The sequence below is a fragment of the Paenibacillus sp. FSL M7-0420 genome (assembly GCF_038002345.1).
GTDB lineage: Bacteria > Bacillota > Bacilli > Paenibacillales > Paenibacillaceae > Paenibacillus_AQ.
On the sequence record NZ_JBBOCJ010000001.1, the window covers coordinates 4,894,880 to 4,916,373 of the forward strand.

Here is a 21,494-nt window from a genome sequence, read left to right on the forward strand (position 1 = left end):
AGAATAGCGATTTTGTCATCCACACATGGCTCATCGTTTTCTGAGTAAAGACAAAAATACAGCGGATCTCCAATTATTGGAGATCCGCTGCTTTGTTAGACTTTAATGTTCTGGAGCATGGACAGCGTTAATTCATTAGCAACCCGTCCAATCCGCCTGCTTACATATGCCCCAGCAGATTGGAGATGACTTGCGCGCTCTCGGCGCGGGTCATGGTCTCCTGAGGCGCGAATTGCTGGTTGCCGCGTCCTTGGATCAGGCCCATCTGTTCAGCGGTAACGGCAGCGTTCTTCGCCCAATCCTGAATCCGGGAATAGTCACTGAACGAGCTGGCAGCAGATTCACTGCTGCTCTTGCTTCCCTTCAAGTGTACATAAGCACGGACAATCATGACTGCCATTTCCTCGCGGGTAATGCGCTCATCCGGAGCGAAGGTCTCCTTGCTGCGTCCCTGCACAATGCCTGCTTCGTTCACTGCTGCTACAGCTTCGGTGTACCAGGCTTTGGCATCCACATCGGTGAAGACTGATGCGGCTGAGCTTGCCGCCTTAAGGCCAAGCGCACGTGTAATCATCGCGGCGAATTGCGCCCTTGTGACTTCTCCTTGCGGATTAAATTGGCCGCTGGAAATCCCTTCAATAATATGCTTCGCAGCCATGGACTTGATTACACCGCTGGCCCAGCTGTTGCTGCTGACATCGGTGAAGCTCTTATCGTACTCCAGTACGGCGTACTGGCTGAAATGCTGGACAGCGGCAGTAAACTTTCGATTACTATCTACCAGCTTACCGCCCACATATTCCACTGCTCCGCTGGCAGCGATATGGTAGACGCCAAGCAAATCGCGGTTCGCCATAGAATCTACTGCGAAGGTCACAGTCAGCGGCTTGGCAAAAGCCGTCACCGGTACGGTGCTTCCGTCCGCAGCAACAACCTCCAGGCTGAAGCTGATTACCTCGCTCGCCGCTGTTAACCGGACAGACCCGTTGACTGCCGGATTATTCATCCGCTGTTGTAGGCTGTCAGCGTCTGTCTTCACCGCAGATAGCCTGATGGCAACTCCATCGGCTTGACCTCCACCTGCAACAACAGTATTCAGGATACTCTTCAAAGCTTCCGGGCCCAGATCAACAGCAATTGTATTCCAGGCAAGACGCAGGGTGTTCGCGCCTGTCATGCTTGTGACTCCTGCCGGAAGCAGCACGGATTCCGTAGCGTCCGTAAGCTGAATGGTTACGATTCCGTCTGCCGGAGCCGTGAAATCATCCTGATGAAGCACCTTCTCCGTCTGTGGAGACGGGGAAGGCGTTACAGCCGGTTTCGGTGTTGGTGTTGCAGTCGGTGCCGGTATCCATACCGGCTCATTCGTTGGAGCCGATGTGGCTGACGGTTCAGGAGCTGGTGTTGGCGTCGGGGTTGGTGGCTGCTCCACCGGCGGCAGCTCTTCTTCGCTTACCGTCACCGTTCTTGTCACTTCTTCGGCTGCGTTGCCGGCTGTATCTCTGACATTATAATGGAAGATATATTCCCCTGCTTGCGCCGTATCCAGTTCGGTCAAGCTGTAGACATCACTGGTTACGGTGGTCTCAATGCGTTCTGTGATATCTCCGTCCTGATCGTCATAAGCGGTAGCTCCCGCATCGGTGTATTCCGCTCCGACCGGCAGATTGACTGTCGCCTCGCCATTTAGGGTGATTACCGGCGGTACCGTATCCGGTTCCGGCAGCGTGATCGTTCCGCTGGCAACGCCCGCTGCCGCTGCTTCTCCCTTGCTTAAGGTTACCGAGAAGGTGAAGCTGCCTTCAGCATCCTCAGTGGCTTCCTGGAATGCAGACAAGGTAATGTCACCCAAGGTAACGCCCGTAGCCTGGAAGCCAGGCCATCCGCCTATCGTCTGCGCCAGCCAGTTCTGTACAGCTTCTTCACTATTCGCTTGCGCCTTCTTGACGCTGTAAACCGCTCCTTCAATCATACTCTTCGCCTCAAGCACAGCCTGTTCATTGGCTGTACTGACCAAGTCCTTCGCCACAGCCAGATAGCTGATCAGCGAAGCCTGGCTGAAAGTATTGTTCACCGAATATTTCACCGTACCGCTGACCGGCAGCGTGAAATCATGTTGAACCTTCACTCCGCCCAGACCAGCAACCAGTCCGGTCTTTACCGTCTCGGTCACAATCTCTCCCTCGGCATCAGGATAGCTGATTGTAATATCCATCGTCCGGTTCAGGTTATTCCACCAGTCCAGATGATAGGAAGTAACCGTATATTTACCTGCACTCAGAGGCAGGTTGTAGACCAGCGGCGTATTTTTCGTATTCGAGCTGTACACTCCGGTCTGGGCTTTATTGGTGGTAACTACATCACCGCCCAGCCCTTTGACACTGTAGTTACCACCCGTATTCGTATGTCCCCATACTGAATCCCCTGTGGACAGTTGATCCGCTTTATGATTCAGCAGACTGTCGCCTGCAAGACCCTTGACCGCTGAATAAGGCGGAGTGTCGCCATCCCCGGCAACACCCATGTCCAGGAAGTACACCAGCCCCTCAGGAACCACTTCCACATAGGTAATAGTCTTCAGGCTTCCATAGGTGCCAGTGACCGCTACCCGTTCATATGGAGTATTGAAGTTAAGCGTATCGAGATTCCACTTCACAGCTACCTGTATGGTCGTGCCGTCTGCGAGCATGGCCTCAACTTTGGCTGGAAGCTCCGGCAGTTGCCCTGCATAGGTGGCCCTGTCTGGAATGGACGCAAGCTCTCTCACATCTCCGAGCAGCAGCAGATTCAGAGAGGAAGACAGACGTTCCGCCAGCTGCGTTGCCCCTTCCTGGTCCAGCCGGTAGAGAACGGGATCATTCAGTGCTGCCTGGGCTGTATCCAGGGCATTCGTGAACATCCTCCAATCCTTCTCCGGGTAGCCCTCTTCCCTGCTGACCGCAAGCGCAGCACTCACCGCCTGCTGAAGACCCGCCGTATCCGGACTGCCTGCTCCTTCACCGCCGATGACCGCTACGGAATCCACGGCCAGAGTTCCGCTCAGCACCTTGAGCTGAACCGTATGCTCAGCGTATTTCAGTCCACGGAGCGTGAAGGTCTGGTATAGCTCCTTCGCTGCGTTAGCAGCGCCCGCGACTACCAGGGTCTCGCCGTCCACCACAGCTTCCAGCTTCGCGGAGCCGTCGTTTGGCCCCAGAATATCAAGTCCCGCACCGGTAAAAGTATACTTCAGCACCGCACCGGCCCCTTGGCTGGTAGAGAGGGAACGCTGATAGACATACATGCCTTTGCCATTCTCATGGGCCCAGCCGCCTTCATAGACCAGCTTGGTCCCTGGGACCTCAGCCAGATCCGTCATCTCCAGATTATCCAGCTGCTCGGCATAGTAAGGGGTATAACCATCTACTTTTTCAACCTTCAGATTATCGAAGCGCGCATGATAGAAGCCGCTGGCGAGCTGTACGCGCCCGGAGAGCTTCGGATTCGGATCGGTGTAGGAGGCAAGCTCAACCTGATCCAAATAAGCAGTCACCGTATCACCGGCCACCTGAATGGCAAGGTTATGCCACGCGTCATGTGCCGTATTGAAATTCGAAATCTTCACACCGCCGGAGCCGGTAGCTGCGTTGCCGCTGGCCACAACGGTGCCGCTGGACAGCAGCTGCCAGCCGCCATCGAACCAGAACTTGAGCGCATAAGGGGTGCCGTTAATCGTCTGCGGCCCGCCCTGGTATCTGGCTCCAACCGCTGCGTAATTGTTCCCTCCATACGTGCTATTCTGTTCAAAAGATACATCGGCACTCGCCTTGTAATTGGTCCAGCGGTAATCCCCGATTGCAGTAACCGGGTCGCCGCCATTCCAGGCGCCGCCTACCCCGGTGGTCGTCTGGTCCAGCTGCTGCCGCAGGACATAGTTATCCGTGCCATCGACCAGATAGCCCTCGAACGCTCCGTTGAGGTCCTGCGTATAACGCGGCATGACACTATACGGGCCGCCGCGCGAGCTGACATAGCTCTGCATGCCAGTAATCTGCCCGCCCTCTCCGATCACGGGAACACTCCGGTCGCCATAATTGAAGTCATCGGCGTACAGCGTCTGATCCTCCGTATTCTGCACAGAACCGGTAGCATCGGTATCAAGCACTGTGCGTTCGCCCTCCACCGGGAGCGGTGTGTTGAATCCTGCCTTATTGCGGTTATCCAGCGTGGTAACCGTGACAATGGAGAACGGCTTCACACGGATGGTATACACACCGCTGCCGTCTGCATGCACATCCCCAAGATCTTTCATATAATTGCTGTTAAAAGCCTGACCTGTCTCCGCCGCACGCGTCTCCCACATTTCCAGGGAAGGATTGCCGGTATAGGCCATGTTGACGGCTTGGAGCTTGTAGATCTTCTCAGCCTCGCTGTCATTGATAATTACCGTCGAGAAATCCTGCTTGTCAGGTGAAGCCAGTGTCATATAGCTCGGAGTTCCGTTGCGCCCGCTTACCGGGTTCGTGCCGGTTGCTCCGGTGTAGCTCGCCTGGGGAACAGCTCGCCAGATTCCTGCCGTATTGTCTTCGTTCTCCCAGCCGGTCTTGGCGAACCCATTAAAATGCTTCAGAACCAGCAGTCCAGCGTCATAATGTATGAAGCCCGACCACGGGTCACGGGCGCTGAGCAGCTCCTTGAACGAGTACTGCCCGCCTTCATAGAAGGAGCCAATTGCCGGCTGATAGATGAAATGCGTCCGGCGTGAATTCACAAAGCCCTTAATAATGGTATTGCCCATCTCCAGCGGTCCGCCGGTGCCGCCGATCCCCGTGCCGGGCTTAGATGGGTCCTTCATATTATTGTGGGGCCGGAAGGCCGAGTTACTGAACGTGGCCTGTGCTTCACTATTCCAGATCTCCTTGTCGAATTCATCCGCCAGCCGCTTGAAATTTCCTTTGCTGTCGTCATCAGTATTGTAATGATACCCGGCAGCGGCTACAGCTTCGCGCAGGGACAAGTCATTCACCAGCGCATCGCCGAAGGAGCCGATGCCGACTTCATCGGAAATGACCAGCTTAATGCTGTGGTACAGCTCTTTCTCCTGCTCGCCTTCAAACCCGGTAACATCCGCTTTGACCCTCTCGCCATACTGCTTCGTCCAAGCCAAATCCGGCGCATGTTCATTAATATGAGGATTCACATAATCCACCATATAGCCGTATTCGCGGTAAGCGGCCAGAATGGTGTTTTTGTACCAGGTATAGATTTTATCATTGCTGTTCGCCCAGGCCGGAGCATTCCAGCGCAGGAAGCTTATCTTGACGGCCGGATTAATGGCCTTAGCATCAGCCGCAAGCTGGAAGCCGGGGTGCCGGGCTACATTGGCTGCTTCATCCTCCGTGCGCATCGTCGCAGGGTCGGGACCGGTAGAGTTGTTGCGGTCATTGCCCATCTCGATCTTGACATGGTCGATCAGCGGGCGGTCGCCGCCGAACAGGAGCTTCAGCATTTGCGCATACGCCTCCGGCTGCTCGGACTTATAGTCCATCAGCAGGGCGCTGGTGCTGTTGCCGCTCAGTACGCCGAACCCCTTGAAGGTCAGGCCATTGACATTGTCAGCCTTGATATCATTGCCGTCCAGCTGGACTCTGATCGCAGAAGCATCAGTCTCGCTGGCAGAAGCTACAGGTAACCCTAGTGCAGGGAACATCCCAGCCACGAGTGTAGCGGACATCAGCACGGAGAATAGCCTTTTCTTCACACGGTTCTTTCTGTTCATTCATTAATCCTCCTCTTTCTCACTTAAGTAAGCGCATTCAACATGTCGTTAGAAGATTGATTGACTTGGACAGACCTTCGTCTAAATTTACAATGCGGATATACAAATACCTGGCAGACTGCGACAAGCTGCAACTGCCAGGCGGATACTCTACTCACCTCAATCCTCGATTGGGACTGGATAGGATATTTTTATTACCTACAAGTGGTTTACACTGCATAAGAAGCACTAAAGAAATTAACAAAAAGCAAAAGAAGCGGAGGGGAAATTTGGAACTGTAGGAGCGGTAGCGACCGCCTGAAAGCTTTCCGCAGGAAAGCTCGCTTCGGAAGCATCAGCAGTCACCGGATTTCACCCGCGAACAGCGGTTTAAATCAAGAAATCTGGTGACAACAGCGGCCGGAAGTCCAAATGTTCACCGCAGCGACGATGCAGCTTCAAGTTCAAAACTTAAGTGCGTCTTATATAGTTAAAATCTGACTCCACTACCCTTTAATCCCCGAAGCCGCAACGCCCTGAACAAAGTACTTCTGAAGCGCCAGGAACACAATCACTACCGGAATGATCGACACCACACTCGCCGCCATGATCAGTCCGTACTCCGCAGAATACTGGGAGATGAACATGCGCAGACCGATCTGGATGGTCTTGAGCTTCGTATCGGTCAGATAGATCATTGGCCCGAGGAAGTCATTCCAGGTGGCGACGAAGGTGAAGATGGTCAGCGTAGAAAGCGCGGGCTTGGACAGCGGAAGCATGATTCTTGCCCAAATTCCGTATTCGCTGAGTCCGTCAATCCGGGCTGCTTCACATAATTCATCCGGTACGCCCTGATAGAACTGGCGCATCATGAACACGCCGAAGGCCGAGAAGGCTTGCAGCAAAATGATTGCCAGGTGGGTATTGTTCAGTCCCATGTAACGCATCAGAATGAACTGCGGCACCATATAGGCCTGCCAAGGGATCGCGATTGTGGCGATGTACCCCAGGAAGATCACATTTTTACCTCTGAAATGCAGCTTCGAGAACGCATACGCCGCGAAGCTGGAAGTCAGCAGCTGCAGGATCGTAACAATAATGGATAATTTCGCTGTATTGTAGATGAAGCGTCCGAGTGGAATCCGGGTCCAGATATCCTGGAAATTCTCCCAGCGCGGATTCGCCGGAATCCACTGCATCGGGAAGGAGAAGACATCTTTGTTCAGCTTGAGCGATGACGACAGCATCCAGATATACGGCACCAGCATTGCCAGCACGGTCAGAATTAACAGGGCATATACAAGCACCATTAAGCTGATTTTTAGTCCTTTACTTTTACCAACCATATCTTATAGATCCCCCTATTGTCCGTATTTCTTCTCGCCGCGGAACTGGACGATGGTAATGCCGAGTACCAGCAAGAAGAGCACAATCGCCATGGCACTGGCATATCCGTAATCCAGCGAGCGGAACGCCGTGTTGTAGATCTGATAGACCATGACCCGTGTAGCATTGTTGAGCTGGTTATCCGCGCCCGCGAACAGGTTGATGAAGATATCGTAGACCTTGAACGAGTTGATGACCAGAATCATCAGGACAAAGAAGGTGGTTGGTGCCAGCTGCGGCACAGTCACGTTGCGGAATCTTCTCCACGGGCCTGCGCCATCGAGCTCAGCAGCCTCATACAGCTCCGGGTTGATCCCCTGGAGACCGGCCAGGTAGATGACCATGTAATAGCCCATATTTTTCCATACTGTGAAAAGCACTACCGTAAACATCGCCCACTGCTTATCCGCCGCCCAGCGGGGCAGCTCCTCCAGCGGAATGCCGGTAATCAAGTGCAGGATGTTGTTCACCGGACCCATGGTCGGGCTGAAGATGAAGTTCCATACCGCCGCAACCGCTACCAGCGAAGCCACATAGGGGAAAAAGAAGACCGTTCTCATGAAATTACGGCCCATAATCTTCTGATTGAGCAGAATCGCCAATGCCAGCGCTACGATCATGGTCAGCGGCACGACTCCGACGGTGTAGACAATCGTGTTCCACAAGGCTTTGTGGAAGGTGGTATCCGAGATCAGCCGCGAGAAGTTGTCCAGCCCGATGAACTTCATCGGATTGGCCCCGTCCCATTTCACAAAGGCCAGAATAAAGGCAAAAATCATCGGTACCAGGGTGAACAGGGCAAATCCGATAAAGTTTGGCGCAATAAAGCTGTACGCGACCAGGTTATCCCGGAGTCCGCGCGACAACCGGCTTTTTGGGCTCTTATTTGTACGCAATATGGTTTCGTTCTGCATTCGTTCTCCTCCAAACCTTATATAACATCCCCGCAAAGTAGGAATTATTCCGAAGCCTAATCAGCTTCTCTGCTGTCCTTTATCTGTATCTGGAAGGCGGGCCTTCGCCCGCCCTTCCTTCAGGACACTAACATTACATGTTCATATTAATTGTTCAAAAGCTGGCCTACACGGTCATTCATATCCTTCAAGCCCTCGTCAATCGTAGCGTTCTTGGTCATGATGTTGTCATGCGCTTCATTCAGAATAACCTCAATGTCCGCACTCTTCTCATGAATCGGCATTTCCAGGTAAGTCTGAACGGTATTCAGTGCAGCCTTGCTGTTCTCATCCGCCGGGAAGCCGTCGATGGAGGTGATGGAATTGATCACTTCATCATTCTTGATCGCAGGAATCGTACCGGTGGAAGCAATAACCTTGGCGCCTTCCGCACCCGTTACGAAGTTCATGAAATCAAGGGCAGCTTCCTTATGCTTCGACTTCTGGTTAACAGCCAGGGAAGTAATCGTTCCCAGCGTAGTTCCGGCTTCAACGCCGTCAGGATGAGGGTATTTCACGATGCCCCATTCCGCAGATTGGGATTCGCCGCTCTTCACCTTCTCAATCTGGGTGGCAATGAACCAGCTGCCCATGTTCATCATCGCTACGGAGTTGTTGTAGAATACGCCGGAGTAATGCGTGCTGGAGGTCTTCAGGGTCGCGTAATCCATAACAATACCGTCTTCCTGCTCTTTCAGAATCCGTTCATAGGTAGGCTTCAGGAAGTCATAGTTGCCGCCGACCACGGTGTTCTTGCCGTCCAGAATACCGAACAGTTGAACTGCACTGCGCCAGGTGTGGTAGTGGGCACCGTATACTTTTTCCGAGCCGCTGCCGGAGGTCATCTTGCGGGCCAGCTCGTCGTATTGGTCAAAGGTCATATCATTAGTCGGATAATCTACGCCTGCTTTGTCGAACAAGGCTTTGTTGTAGTAGATCAGCCAGAAGTCACTGCGGAACGGAAGCGCATACACCTCGCCGTTCACTTCAATCTGCTCAACCGTACCGCCGTATACCGAAGGATCGATGGACTTGTCACCCATGTAGGTCTTCAGCGGCTCCAGGTGATTCTGCTTCACAAGGTTCGAGTAACCCGGAATATCCTTAATCGTCAGGACGTCCAGATCCGCCCCGCCCGAGAGCTGGGTACTGAGCATGGTCATATAGTCGGTGGAGCCAAGATCGACATATTCAATGGTTACGTTCGGATGTGCAGCCTTGTAAGCATCGATCAGCGGCTTGTAGTATGCAGTAGCTTCCCAGTCCCACAGCGCCCATTTCAGTGTTACCGGCTCCTGGCTTGGTTCGGAGGAAGCGGTTGCAGCGTTGCCCGAAGCAGGTGCGGCAGTGGCAGCAGCGTCTTTCGTATTGTTATTGCCGGAGCATCCGGCCAGCATGCTCACGGAGAGCGCGGTGGCAAGGGTCATGCCGTAGAATCTTTTCAAGTTCATGTAAGTATCCCCTTTATCTTCTTATGATGGTGCAGCGGCCGGCACCGGTTGATCCGGCCTTAGTTCAAATTGTAAGCCTTTTCAGACCCGATGGGGATGCAAAATCAAACACAGTTCCTTCACTATTCTGTGCTCTTCTCCGCACGGCCTGCCCCGAACCTGTAATTTCTTATCCGAAACCTGTAAAATTCTCCGCTTCTCCCCCTGGCTCTATAATGAAACGCAGGAATATGCTATGGTAGTTGAAAACGCTTTAAATAGGTCCAGTTATAGATGAAGGAGTGTTCACCACGGTACGTAAATCTACTATTAAAAGCCGCATTATTCTGCTCATGACCGCCTTTGCGCTGCTGATTGCCTCGCTGCTGTCTTGGTTCAGCTACGAACTGATTACGTATTACCAGCGCAAAACGACGATCCAGGCGACGGAATTCAACCTCCAGCTCGTCTCCCATATTATCGAACAGGATCTGATTAATCTAACTACGCTGGCGATGACCAGCAGTACCAACTCGTCCACGAACACCCTGCTTACCGAATATTTCGGTTCGGCGGAGGCCAGCCCCAAGCAGGCGCTGAATGTCTTCAATGCGATGCAGGACGATGTGCGGATCAACCGCTCCTATAGCTATGTACGCCGCCTGATTGCCACAGATAACAGCGGAAAGTTCCTGCAGGTGGAGAATTTCGGCACCTCCATTCCGCTTACGATCCATAATATTGGTCAAGTGACCGGTCTGGCGAATGATGCCGAAGAGCAATGGAACCGGGTCATTAAGGACCCGCTCTCCAATTCCTACGGTATTCCCTTCGTGTTCCCGATCTATGGCCGGGGGGCTACCCGGGTGGGCACCGTCTACCTGCTCGCGAATACCTCCGTCATTACGGACAAGCTGAAGGGCTATGCCCTGCCGGAGCACTCCCGGCTGCTGCTTACGCTCGGCGATCATCATTATCAGCTTAACGGAGATCAGGTCAGAGCCATTGAAGAGCCGTACGAGCCGGTAGCCTATACCAGTGACAAGCCTGTCGGCCCCGATACCGAGCTGTCCATGGTGAAAATGCAGGATGATGGGGAAAGCCATATCGTGGTATCGTATCCGGTACGCAGCGGTGTCATGCTCTCGCAGACCTTATCCAGCGACCAGTTCGCGCCCCGGAGCAATATATGGATTCTCGTCCTGCTCGGCGTCTGTCTGCTCGTGCTTGTCTTAAGCGCGATCATTACGCTGTATTTGACCCGCACGATCAGCCTGCCGGTCGAGAAGCTGAAGAAGCGCATGGATAAGATCGCCCAGGGCAACTTCCTGCTCGACCGTAATATTGAATGGAACAGCGAGCTGGGCGATGTCGGCCGGGGCATTAACCGCCTGTCCCAGGATATCGTAGCCCTCATGGACAGCCGGCTCGCGGACGAGAAGCAGAAGCAGGAGCTGGAATACCGGATGCTCCAGAATCAGATTAATCCGCACTTCCTCTACAATACCCTGAATTCTATCAAATGGATGGCTACGATCCAGAACGCCACCGGCATTACGGAGATGACGACCTCCCTGTCCCGGCTGCTCCGCAGCATTGCCAAGGACAACCGGCGGCTGATGCCGCTGAAGGATGAGCTGAGCCTGCTGGATGATTATTTCCTGATTCAGAAATACCGCTATGGCAGCACGGTTACCATGGTCACAGAGATTGAAGAGGAAGCGCTGCTTGGCGGGCTTATCCCGCGCTTCACACTCCAGCCCCTGGTGGAGAATGCGATTTTCCACGGCATCGAGCCCAAGGGCCGGGGCGACATTGTTGTCCGGGTCACGAAGAGCGGATTCACGGATCTGCTCATCACGATCGAGGACAACGGGGTCGGGATGACGGCGGAGCAGATTGCCACCATTCTAACCGTTCCCGGGGACGAGGCCAAGGGCATGCTGGAGAATATCGGGCTGCGCAGTGTGAACGAACGGCTGCAGCTCGCTTTTGGCAGAGAGTACGGCTTGTCCATTGAGAGCGAGCCCGGCCGCTATACCTTAATGAAGCTGCTGCTCCCCTTCCGGCAGAGAGAATAGCTAAGAATCCCCCACAAAGTGAGGCCTTAGCTTCGATGAGTATTCAGGTATTTTGCGGGGACCCCAAAACAATAGCATACCGAGCAAGGATGTGATGAGCTTGATCAAATTATTAATCGCAGATGATGAAGCCCTGGTCTGCATCGGACTTCAGTCCATGCTGAAATGGGAGCAATATAACATTGAGATTGTGGGCATCGCCCATAACGGCGCACAGGAGGAGGAGATGATTGACACCCTCCGCCCGGACATTGTAATTAGTGATATCAAAATGCCGATCAAAAGCGGCCTGGAGGTCGCCGGCTCGGTCCGCCGCAAGTACGGGCGGCTTCCGCTGTTCATCATGCTGACCAGCTATGAGGAATTCCAGTATGCGCGCGGAGCGATCGAGGTCCAGGCTACCGACTACCTGGTGAAGCTGGAGCTGACCCCGGAGGCGCTGGCGGAATCGATCCGCAGAGCGATTTCCACACTCGAAGCCTATCAGACGATGGAGAGCTATCCGAAGCTGGTCCACCGTGGCAATCTCCAGGCCCAGCGGGATAAATTCTTCATCCGGCTGTTCAACAATCTGTTCGAGAACAAGAACCAGTATCTGCTGCAAAAGGAGGACCTGGAGGTGGACCTCTCCGCGCCGGCTTATCTGGTATGTACCTGCCGCATTCTCGGACCGGACACCATCCCGCCGCGCGGGGATAAGCTGGTGGCCTTATGCTCAAGCACCGTGCAGATGGCAAAGGATACGTTGGCCTCCAGAAGCGCCTGCTACGTCACCAGCCTGGATCTGCGCAACTTCGCGCTGACCCTGCCTGTACCGGGTCCCGACCCGCAGCTCTGGATGCCAGACATCCAGATTTTGCTGGCAGATATGGCTTCCGTGCTGCATAATTACTTCAATGTGACCATTATCGGGGCGATTGGCTTCGCAGCGGAAGATCCTTATCTGCTGCAGGGGAGCTATCTCGCTGCCCGGAAGGCGCTGCCCGCCGCTGTGAAGGAGCGCTCCTTCGTCTTCTTCACGGAGGGCGAAGCCCCGCTGCAGGAGCAGCTGCTGTTTGATTTCTCGGAGTCGCGGCTTGAGATCCGCAGAGCTTTTGAAGAGATGGATACCCGCGCCTTGCACAGCATTATCTCCCGGATGATCGAGACCTTCGACGGACGGGATGACCTGCTCGTTCCCGCCACCGATGCCGCCTGCAACATTCTGTACATGGCGACCTCCCTGCTCGCCGACGGGGAGAACATGGTGGAGCAGATCTTCGAGCAGGAGCCGGAGGGCTACCGGGCGATCTACCAGATGCATACCATTGAAGAGATTACCGGCTGGCTCGTCCAGTTCCGGGACGGCTGTGTCCGGATGCTCGCCACCCGCAGACAGAGCTATAAGGAGCAGGTGGTGAAGAATGTACAGGAGTATATCAAAAGAAATCTCGGCACCAAGCTCTCGCTCCATCAGGTGGCGGATGTGTTCAACTTCAGCCCCAACTATCTGAGCCACCTGTTCTCCAAGGTCGCCGGGGTGAACTATGTTGAGTATATCACAGAGACTAAAATCACCGCCGCCAAGGAAATGATGGTCCGCGGCGAAGGCCGGATCTACGAAATCTCCCAGAAGCTCGGCTATGAGAGCGCCTTCTATTTCAGCAAGGTGTTCAAGAAGGTCACCGGGCTCTCTCCCCGGGATTATATGCAGCAGATTGAAGGGAATGCGGGAGCGGAGTAGACGAAGGAAGAAATTAAACGAAGCATGAGAGGAAAGAAAAGTCAAATGAACAAAGGACAAATCGTATTTCTAAACGGAGTGACCAGCTCCGGCAAAACCTCAATAGTCGATGCGATACAGTCGAGATCGCCGGAGTTTTTTTATGTGGTAGCCAATGATCTGTTCGAAGAAACGATCGGGGAACGTTTCCTGCGTGAAGATTACTGGAAGTATCTTAGCGAAGCAATTATCATGATGTACCATACCGCCAAGTTATTCTCGGATCATGGCAAGCATGTGCTGATTGACGGCATTATCGTGGAACGTCCGGGCCTCACGCCTCATTATGAGAAGGTGAAGGATATCTTCGCCGGATACCCGCTATCCATTGTGGAAGTATTCTGCCCCCTGGACATTTGCCGCCAGCGCAATCTGGCCCGGGAGCACCGGAGCGAAGACCAGTCCGAAGAGCAGCACAGGCTGATGGCCCGTGACATCAAGTATAGCTTCAAGGTGAACACGCATGAGAACACCTCTGAAGCGTGTGCGGATCTGATTGTGGGACATTTGTTCGGTAAGCGTACCGGAGAATGATAGGGATGAGATGACGTTATTTGCTTTAAAAAAATGGACGAGGCTGAGGCTGCCGATATAGGTAGCCTTTTTTTGCTGCGTACAAACTGGATGATGGGCTGCGGCAACCTTTCCCGAAGGAGCAAGAGCTGGGCAACCAAGCAAAGCCTGCTATGCGCGTAAGGATTCCACCCAATCGGTGGCGATTAACCTTGGTTAAAGCTCCTCTTTGGGTTGTTTTGCATTTGGCGGACTCAGAGGACGCTATTGTGTGAAAAAACGGACTTTTGCGAGTTTCGCGGACTCAGGGGCGCTTATGTTGTCTTGTAACACTGGAAACGAGGGGAATGTGGTTCATTAGCGGCCACTGAGTCCGCTTAGCCCGGTAGGATCGCGGTATGCATACAAATAACGGCCTGTCAGTCCGCACAGTCTTCGGGGAAGCGCGATGTTGATGCGATGGTAGGCTTGGTGATGCGGCGGTAGGCTTGAACTATGCAGCAACAGGCTTGAACAATGTGGCGGATTTGAAACGATGTAGCGGATTCCTGGTGTGCACAAAACCAATGGAACCATGCTTCCCTTCAACCGCCTTCAAAATGTAAGCGCTCAAAAAATCCTCTTGAAAGAACCTCCGGCGGATGATAGGATTAAGGCGAATGTTTAGTAAATTTATTAACTAAAAAGGCGTGATCAGCTTGGCAACGATTAAAGACATCGCCCGGGAGGCCGGCGTATCAGCCGCAACCGTATCCAGAGTGCTAAATAACGACCTGTCCCTGGCTGTCAGTGAGGAGACACGCAGCCGCGTATTCGCTGTGGCCGGGCAGCTGGGCTACAAGCCCTCACGGGTGCGGCAGCTGAAGCGGGAGAATGAGCTGGGCAGCAAGACCGTCTCGCTTCTGCTCTGGTGTTCCCCCGAAGAGGAACGGGACGACCCTTATTACGGCTCCATCCGGCGCGGCGTGGAGCTGCGCTGTGAAGAGCTGGGCATCCGGCTGGGCCAGACGCTGCGCGGACACAGCACGCCAGTCCCGCTCCGGCCTGCGGGTGACGGGCTTATCGTAGTCGGCGGAAGCTTCCAGCCGGGAGAGCTTGCGAAGCTGCACCCGGACCGGGGCACCACGGTGCTTGTCGACCATTACTCGGAGCGCACGGAATATGACTCCGTGCGGACACATTTCCGGCAGGCTGTCGATCAGGCGCTGGGCCATCTGCTGGAGCTCGGCCACCGCGAGATCGCCTTCATGGGAGGCGGCAGCGGGGAGGAGCGCCGCAGGCATCATTACACCCGGATTATGCAGAGCCAGGGCTGCTATGATCCGGCGCTGATTCGCACGGGAAGCTGGACCAGCGCTGACGGCTACCGGATGATGAGCGAGCTGCTGGCAGGCGTAAGGCGGCCTACGGCCTGCTTCGCCGCCAGTGATCCGCTGGCGGTCGGCGCTCTGCGCGCCCTGCACGATCACGGGATACAGGTGCCTGCCGGGATGGCTGTCGTCGGCTTCGATGATATCGAGATGGCGGCCTATGTTCAGCCTCCGCTGACAACGGTCCGCGCCTATCCCGAGCAGATGGGCAAAGCTGCGGTTCAGCTGCTCGCCGAGCGGTTCGAAGGACGCGAAGCCCCTTCGCATTCGATGATCGGCACGAAGCTGATTGTCCGCGAGACCAGCGGCGGGACCAGAGATTAGCCGTAGTAAGGTAGCACACAGCAAGTAATGATTGCTCTATTCCAATACCCAAGGAGTGTTATGATCATGAACATTTTTGCAGACGAATCACTAGGCTTGTTCCATCTTCAGTCCAAAGACACCAGCTATATCATCCAACTGGTAGAGGGTTACCCTGCCCATGTCTACTGGGGCGCACGGCTCCGTCATGATAAAAGTCTGGCGGGGATACTTGAGCTGCGCGAACGCGCCTCTTTCTCGCCCACCCCGCTGCCGCAGAAGCCCTCCCTCTCGCTGGACGCCCTGCCCCAGGAGTATCCGCAGTATGGTACGAGTGATTTCCGGCGGCCCGCTTATCAGGTTCAGCTTGCCGATGGCACGCGGATCTCAGAGCTGCAATATGCAGGCTATGTAATCACACCGGGCAAACCGGCACTGGATGGACTGCCTGCGGTCTATGCAGAGAGTGAGGCAGAAGCGCTCACGCTTGAACTTACCCTGAAGGATGACTACGCCGGTCTGACGGTCAGACTGCTATATACGGTGTTCGCTGACCATCAGGCGATCACGCGCTCTGTCCGCTTCGAGCATAACGGTGAAGCCCCGCTCCGGCTGGAGCAAGCGCTTAGCGCATCGGTGGATTTTGCCGATTCTGCGTATGACACCCTGCATCTGAGCGGCGCATGGGCCAGAGAGCGCCATGTTCAGCGCCGCCCGCTTAACCCCGGAGCCGCGCTGTCCCTGGAGAGCCGCCGCGGTTCAAGCAGCCACCAGGTCAATCCCTTCCTCGCGCTTCTGCGCCCGGGTGCAGATGAAGATCAGGGTGACGTCTATGGCTTCAGCCTTGTCTACAGCGGCAGCTTCAGCGCTACTGCCGAGGTGGAGCAGTTCGGGCAGACCCGTGTAAGCATCGGGATTAATCCGTTCGACTTCTCCTGGCTGCTGGAGCCGGGCCAATCCTTCCAGACCCCCGAGGCCGTGCTCGTCTATTCCAGCGAAGGCATCGGCGGCATGTCGCGCACCTATCACCGTCTGTACCGGACCCGACTCTGCCGCGGTGTTCACCGTGATCAGGCCCGGCCGATTCTGGTCAACAACTGGGAGGCGACTTACTTCGACTTCAATGCGGACAAAATCGCAACCATCGCCAAAGCAGCAGGCCCGCTCGGCATTGAGCTATTCGTCCTGGACGACGGCTGGTTCGGCAGACGCGACAAGGATAACAGCTCACTAGGCGACTGGTTCGAGGACCGCCGCAAACTGCCTGAAGGTCTCGCTGATCTGGCAGGCCGGGTCAACAAGGAGGGCGTACAGTTCGGTCTATGGGTGGAGCCGGAGATGGTCTCGCCGGACAGTGAGCTGTACCGCAAGCACCCAGACTGGTGCCTGCATGCCGAAGGACGCCGCCGCACGGAAGGCCGCAACCAGCTGATCCTGGACCTCTCCCGCCCGGAGGTATGCGACTATCTGTATGAGACGTTAAGCGCGGTCTTTTCCAGTGCCCCGATCCGCTATATCAAGTGGGACATGAACCGCAATATGACCGAGATTGCATCGGCGAAGGCTGCCCCAGAGCGGCAAAAAGAAACCGCCCACCGCTATATGCTCGGCCTGTATAATCTGCTGGAACGCCTGACCTCGCGCTTCCCGGATATTCTGTTCGAGAGCTGCTCCGGCGGCGGCGGCCGGTTCGATCCGGGCATGCTGTTCTATATGCCGCAGACCTGGACCAGCGACAACACCGATGCGGTGGAACGCCTGGCGATTCAGTACGGCACAAGCATCGTCTACCCGGCCAGCAGCATGGGCGCACATGTATCTGACGTTCCGAACCATCAGGTAGACCGCATTACCTCCCTCGCTATGCGCGGCGATGTAGCGATGAGCGGTAACTTCGGCTATGAGCTGGACCTCACAAAGTTCACTGAAGCGGAGAAGGACCTGGCCGCCCGGCAGATTGCCCAGTACAAGGAGATCCGCACGCTGGTGCAGCAAGGGGACATGTACCGTCTGCTGAGTCCGTTCGAGGGCAGCGGTGAGACCGCCTGGATGTTCGTCAGCGAGGACAAGACCGAAGCCTTCGTCGCTTACTTCCGCGTACTCGCGAGACCTAATCCGCCAATCTCGCGCCTTACGCTCAAGGGACTGAACCCGGAGCTGGATTACGTGCTTGAGACGGGGGCAAAAGGCAGCAACGAGCATCTTCACGGCGGCGCAGAAGCTTCTTCGGCAACAGAAGGCGACAGCTCCGCTCCGTTCCGGACCGCCTTCGGCGGGACACCGCTCGGTGGAGACCGCCTGATGCGCATGGGTCTCGTAGTCTCCGACCTGCGCGGAGATTATGCAAGCTGCACCTACCGCCTGAGAGCGGTGCAGCGCTGATCTGTAGCTTTCGTTCTGCGGGCGGTGCAGCACTGATCCGCAGCTTCCTTTTCACTATAAGACTTATGCACGGTTTAGCTTCAGGCATACCACAGGCGTCAGCCTCCTTTAGGAGATTGACGCCTGTTTTTTTTGTGGAAAGATGCAGTCAGGAAGGCGGCTTGCTGGCGGTTTATTAACGACTAACGCCTACTCCTGTTCCTGCCCCTGTTCCCGGCCAAGCAGTCCGCTGAGCGCCTCCGTTACGTTCATGCCGGTCAGCGTCTTGGTCAGCTCAGGCACCTGGGCCATGATTTTGGCGATATCGCCGGTGATTTTGTTCACGCCTGAGGAAGCCCCGTCCTGGGAGATGACGGTGATCTTGTCTACCTTGGCCAGCGGGGAGGCGATTTTCTCAGCCAGCTCGGGCAGGATTTTCAGGAATTCCACGGTCAGGGCGGCTTGAGTGAACTGTTTGTATGCTTCGGCCTTCTTCTGCAGCGCTCCCGCTTCCGCCGCTCCGGCCAGCTGGACGATCTCCGCATTCGCCTTGCCTTTTGCCAGCTCCGCCTCGGCTGTTGCCAGCCCGCGCTTAGTCGTCGTAGCGGCTTCGGCTTCCGCCTCCAGAATCTGCCGCTGCTTGGCAGCTTCCGCCCGCATAACCGTAGCCTGATTCTCCGCCTGGGCAGGCTTGATCACCGTTGCCTCCAGCTCCCGCTGTCTCAGCTCAACCTCGATCTCCCGGACTGTGCGGTTGGCTTCGGCCTCCATCTGTGTGATCTTGACCTGTTCCGTAACCAGTGACTGCTTGATCTTATTCTGCTGCAATTCGTACGCCAGATCCGCCTGCGCCTTCTTCACCTCGGTCTCCAGCTTGAAATCAGCCTGCTTAATATTCAACTCCTTTTCGAACAGGGATTCCTTCGCACGGGCGGCGGTTCCCGCTTCTATGGTCGCCTGATGGGCATTGGCTTTGGCAATGGAGGATTCCTTCTCCGCTTCGGCTTGCTTGATCTGAATGTCGCGTTCGGCCTCAGCCTTGGCAATACTGGCATCGCGGCGGATACGCTCAATCTCGGGCACCCCCATATTGTCGATGTACCCTTTGTCGTCGGTAATCTTCTTGATGGTGAAGCTGACCACCTCCAGCCCCATCTTGTCGAGGTCCTCCGAGCAGGTCTCCCGCATCTTGCTGTTGATCTCGTCAGGGGTCTTCAGGATAGATTCTACGGTGAGCTGGCCGATCAGGCCGCGCAGATGACCCTCCACCGAATGCAGAATAATTGTCTCTCGGTCTTCTTCCGGCCGGTCAATGAACTGCTCGCTGGCTGTGAGAATAGCGGTTGGATCGCTTTTAATCTTAATCTGGGCGACCGCCTCCAGGTTCAGCTTGATGCCCTGGCGGGAAAACATGGCCTGCGCCGGGATCACATCGAAGCTCATCAGCATCATGGAGATGGTTTTATTGTTCTGGAAGCCGGGGATAACGAATGTCCCGCCGCCCTGGACCACTCTTTTGCCGCCGAGACCGTATACGATCATGGCCTGATTGGGCGGAACCTTTTTATACGCGGTCACAATACTGGTTAACGCCAGCAGAATTACAACAACAATAGCTCCGGTTACATATAAAATTAACATTTGCTCCGACACTCCCCGTTAGTTTTGTTCCATTTCCCTCTCGAACAAAGTGACCGCTGCGATCCCCTTATCCGTCTTCACAATAATCACCCGATCGCCCCGCAACAGCGACTGGCCGGATTCGGCACGCACGCCGATGGAGCGCATGGTCCCGTGCAGCACATACTTCATCTCTCCCACGGCCCCATTCGCTGCGGCGATGCTGATATAGCCGAGCTGGCCTGCCGGGTCATAATCAAGTTCACTCATACTGCTGTCATACCGGGTCATCACCCGGGCCAGCACCGTGTAGAGCAGGATGCCCGGCAGCAGGGCGATCAAGGTACAGACCAGTACCACGGCGAACAGCTGCATCCCGCTGAACTGGACAAGCAGATACCCCGTGCCGCCCCAGACGGTGACAAACACCATCAGCGGAAGAATCGGCAGAAAACCAGGCCCCCCGGCATCGCCTCCCCCGACATGCAGGTGGCCTTCCAAGCCGTGCCCATGAATACTGCCACTGAGAATAAGCAGAAGTCCAACCCAAAAGCAGACGATAAATACAGTAGCGATGGTAACCCCCTCCTTTCAATGGATTGGTGATACGGTAACTGACTAGTATGAGGATGAATAAACCGACTAATTATTGTTGTTATACGTCTTTTTTTCACTTCCACTTGTCGCTATTGCCCCTAATTTCCACTTTAGGCTGCCTGGTTGTGTATGGCAGAGGCGCAATTGGATTCAAGGGCACTTGTGCTCTTCATTTGCTCATTTAGCCAACTTTCCTGGAATTCAGGAGCACTAGTGCTCTTCATTTGCTCGTTTAGCCAACATTCCTGGGATTCAGGTGCACTTGTGCTCTTCATTTGCTCGTTTAGCCAACTTTTCTGGAATTCAGAGGTACTTGTGCTCTTCATTTGCTCGTTTAGCCAACATTCCTGGGATTCTGGTGCACTTGTGCTCTTCATTTCCACCTCCAGCCCACTTCCAGCGCAATCAGTGGGATTTATCCCTCTCATTTCCGCATCCAGCCCACTTCCAGCGCAATCAGTGGGATTTATCCCTCTCATTTCCGCATCCAGCCCACTTCCAGCACAATCAGTGGGATTTATCCCTCTCATTTCCTCTTCCAGCCCACTTTCGGCTGCATCTGAGGGATTTATCCCTCTCATTTCCTCTTCCAGCCCACTTTCGGCTGCATCTGAGGGATTTATCCTTCTCATTTCCACCTCCAGCACACTTCCTCCGCAATCAGAGGGATTTATCCCTCACCTGCACAGCAAAAAGACCACAGCAGCAGCAGGGCTCTCCGTGGTCGGTTAATCGATCATGGCGCTCATCCTCTCTCTTCGAGGCTTACGGGGTTAGCTGACGGATTCGGGCAGCGAGATTGCCCTACCTCACCAGAGCCATAGTATCACGCTGGCAAGGATTCACCCCGGGTACTCAGCAGCCCATCCTTAAGCCGCCTGCACCAGTTGGTTCCCCCGTTCCCGTTACGGAATTCAGCCATTTCAAGAACAGTGTCATTTCATTCGGTTGTTGATTGAATCTTACGCCTGTAGCCATTTAATGTAAAACCTCACGGATGACAAAAGAAGTCAAAAATGCTGTCCCTTCGGGAATGAAGGCGCATTCTTCAGTTCGGCTCTTAACCGCCCGGCGATTTGCTCCTGCTATCGTCTGTTTACACCAACGTTACTCTTCCTCTCACTTACTTCTCTTCCTACGCCCACTCCCCTGCTCATCTGCTCATCTACTCACTCTTTCTTCTACTTACTCTCTCTTCTACTTACTCTCTCTTCTACTTACTCTCTCTTCTACTCCTATACTCACTAACTTCTCACTTACTCACCTACTCACTTACTCACCTACTCACCTACTCTTCTACTCCCACTCACATCCTCATCACTTTCCTCTATCCTACTTCTCATAAACCTTACCCCCCCACCTTTCTTCCCCATCCCACTAC

At 54.8% G+C, this 21,494-nt stretch carries 12 protein-coding genes and 1 riboswitch; of the genes, 5 read left to right on the plus strand and 7 right to left on the minus strand.

Going from position 1 to position 21,494, the window contains the following annotated elements; genetic code table 11:
- Window positions 1-160 precede the first annotated feature (160 nt).
- From MKX51_RS21055 to MKX51_RS21070, 4 genes are all read right to left on the minus strand, one after another.
- Window positions 161-5,758: an S-layer homology domain-containing protein gene (locus MKX51_RS21055; protein ID WP_340993714.1), complete on the minus strand. Its 5,598-nt coding sequence runs from the start codon at window positions 5,756-5,758 to the stop codon at window positions 161-163.
- A 485-nt stretch (window positions 5,759-6,243) separates the two neighbouring features.
- Complete coding sequence (locus MKX51_RS21060; RefSeq protein ID WP_051493958.1) at window positions 6,244-7,083, minus strand: carbohydrate ABC transporter permease; 840 nt, start codon at window positions 7,081-7,083, stop codon at window positions 6,244-6,246.
- A gap of 15 nt (window positions 7,084-7,098) precedes the next feature.
- Window positions 7,099-8,037: a carbohydrate ABC transporter permease gene (locus MKX51_RS21065; protein WP_340939259.1), complete on the minus strand. Its 939-nt coding sequence runs from the start codon at window positions 8,035-8,037 to the stop codon at window positions 7,099-7,101.
- A gap of 146 nt (window positions 8,038-8,183) precedes the next feature.
- Complete coding sequence (locus MKX51_RS21070; RefSeq protein WP_076085891.1) at window positions 8,184-9,527, minus strand: ABC transporter substrate-binding protein; 1,344 nt, start codon at window positions 9,525-9,527, stop codon at window positions 8,184-8,186.
- Between the two features lie 281 nt (window positions 9,528-9,808).
- On the opposite strand from MKX51_RS21070, the gene MKX51_RS21075 reads away from it, so the two are divergent.
- From MKX51_RS21075 to MKX51_RS21095, 5 genes are all read left to right on the plus strand, one after another.
- Window positions 9,809-11,587, plus strand: a complete 1,779-nt coding sequence (locus MKX51_RS21075; protein WP_340993715.1) for a sensor histidine kinase — start codon at window positions 9,809-9,811, stop codon at window positions 11,585-11,587.
- A gap of 100 nt (window positions 11,588-11,687) precedes the next feature.
- Window positions 11,688-13,310 carry a response regulator transcription factor gene (locus MKX51_RS21080; protein ID WP_340993716.1) on the plus strand — a complete coding sequence of 541 codons (1,623 nt, stop codon included), beginning with the start codon at window positions 11,688-11,690 and terminating at the stop codon, window positions 13,308-13,310.
- Between the two features lie 45 nt (window positions 13,311-13,355).
- On the plus strand, window positions 13,356-13,883 hold the full coding sequence (locus MKX51_RS21085; RefSeq protein ID WP_340993717.1) for a phosphotransferase-like protein: 528 nt from the start codon (window positions 13,356-13,358) through the stop codon (window positions 13,881-13,883).
- A 677-nt stretch (window positions 13,884-14,560) separates the two neighbouring features.
- Complete coding sequence (locus tag MKX51_RS21090) at window positions 14,561-15,556, plus strand: LacI family DNA-binding transcriptional regulator (protein WP_340993718.1); 996 nt, start codon at window positions 14,561-14,563, stop codon at window positions 15,554-15,556.
- A gap of 66 nt (window positions 15,557-15,622) precedes the next feature.
- Window positions 15,623-17,917 (plus strand): alpha-galactosidase, encoded by a 2,295-nt coding sequence (locus MKX51_RS21095; protein WP_340993719.1) that lies wholly within the window; start codon window positions 15,623-15,625, stop codon window positions 17,915-17,917.
- Between the two features lie 189 nt (window positions 17,918-18,106).
- Here MKX51_RS21095 and MKX51_RS21100 read toward each other — a convergent pair whose 3' ends face one another.
- The 3 genes from MKX51_RS21100 to MKX51_RS21110 all read right to left on the minus strand — a co-directional run bounded on the left by MKX51_RS21100 (window position 18,107) and on the right by MKX51_RS21110 (window position 20,745).
- The gene (locus MKX51_RS21100) at window positions 18,107-19,537 is read right to left on the minus strand and encodes a flotillin family protein (protein WP_340993720.1); all 1,431 of its coding nucleotides are present in this window, start codon (window positions 19,535-19,537) and stop codon (window positions 18,107-18,109) included.
- Between the two features lie 18 nt (window positions 19,538-19,555).
- The gene (locus MKX51_RS21105) at window positions 19,556-20,017 is read right to left on the minus strand and encodes a hypothetical protein (protein ID WP_340993721.1); all 462 of its coding nucleotides are present in this window, start codon (window positions 20,015-20,017) and stop codon (window positions 19,556-19,558) included.
- A 206-nt stretch (window positions 20,018-20,223) separates the two neighbouring features.
- Window positions 20,224-20,745 carry a hypothetical protein gene (locus MKX51_RS21110; RefSeq protein ID WP_340993722.1) on the minus strand — a complete coding sequence of 174 codons (522 nt, stop codon included), beginning with the start codon at window positions 20,743-20,745 and terminating at the stop codon, window positions 20,224-20,226.
- A gap of 115 nt (window positions 20,746-20,860) precedes the next feature.
- Window positions 20,861-21,043: riboswitch (cyclic di-AMP (ydaO/yuaA leader) on the minus strand.
- Window positions 21,044-21,494: the final 451 nt, after the last annotated feature.

Excerpts from the sequence above, each read along its gene's own strand:
- MKX51_RS21085 (WP_340993717.1), top strand. The coding sequence starts at position 13,356 with ATGAACAAAGGACAAATCGTATTTCTAAACGGAGTGACCAGCTCCGGC.
- MKX51_RS21100 (WP_340993720.1), bottom strand. The coding sequence starts at position 19,537 with ATGTTAATTTTATATGTAACCGGAGCTATTGTTGTTGTAATTCTGCTG.
- MKX51_RS21065 (WP_340939259.1), bottom strand. The coding sequence starts at position 8,037 with ATGCAGAACGAAACCATATTGCGTACAAATAAGAGCCCAAAAAGCCGG.
- MKX51_RS21055 (WP_340993714.1), bottom strand. The coding sequence starts at position 5,758 with ATGAACAGAAAGAACCGTGTGAAGAAAAGGCTATTCTCCGTGCTGATG.
- MKX51_RS21070 (WP_076085891.1), bottom strand. The coding sequence starts at position 9,527 with ATGAACTTGAAAAGATTCTACGGCATGACCCTTGCCACCGCGCTCTCC.
- MKX51_RS21110 (WP_340993722.1), bottom strand. The coding sequence starts at position 20,745 with ATGAGAAGGATAAATCCCTCAGATGCAGCCGAAAGTGGGCTGGAAGAG.
- MKX51_RS21060 (WP_051493958.1), bottom strand. The coding sequence starts at position 7,083 with ATGGTTGGTAAAAGTAAAGGACTAAAAATCAGCTTAATGGTGCTTGTA.
- MKX51_RS21095 (WP_340993719.1), top strand. The coding sequence starts at position 15,623 with ATGAACATTTTTGCAGACGAATCACTAGGCTTGTTCCATCTTCAGTCC.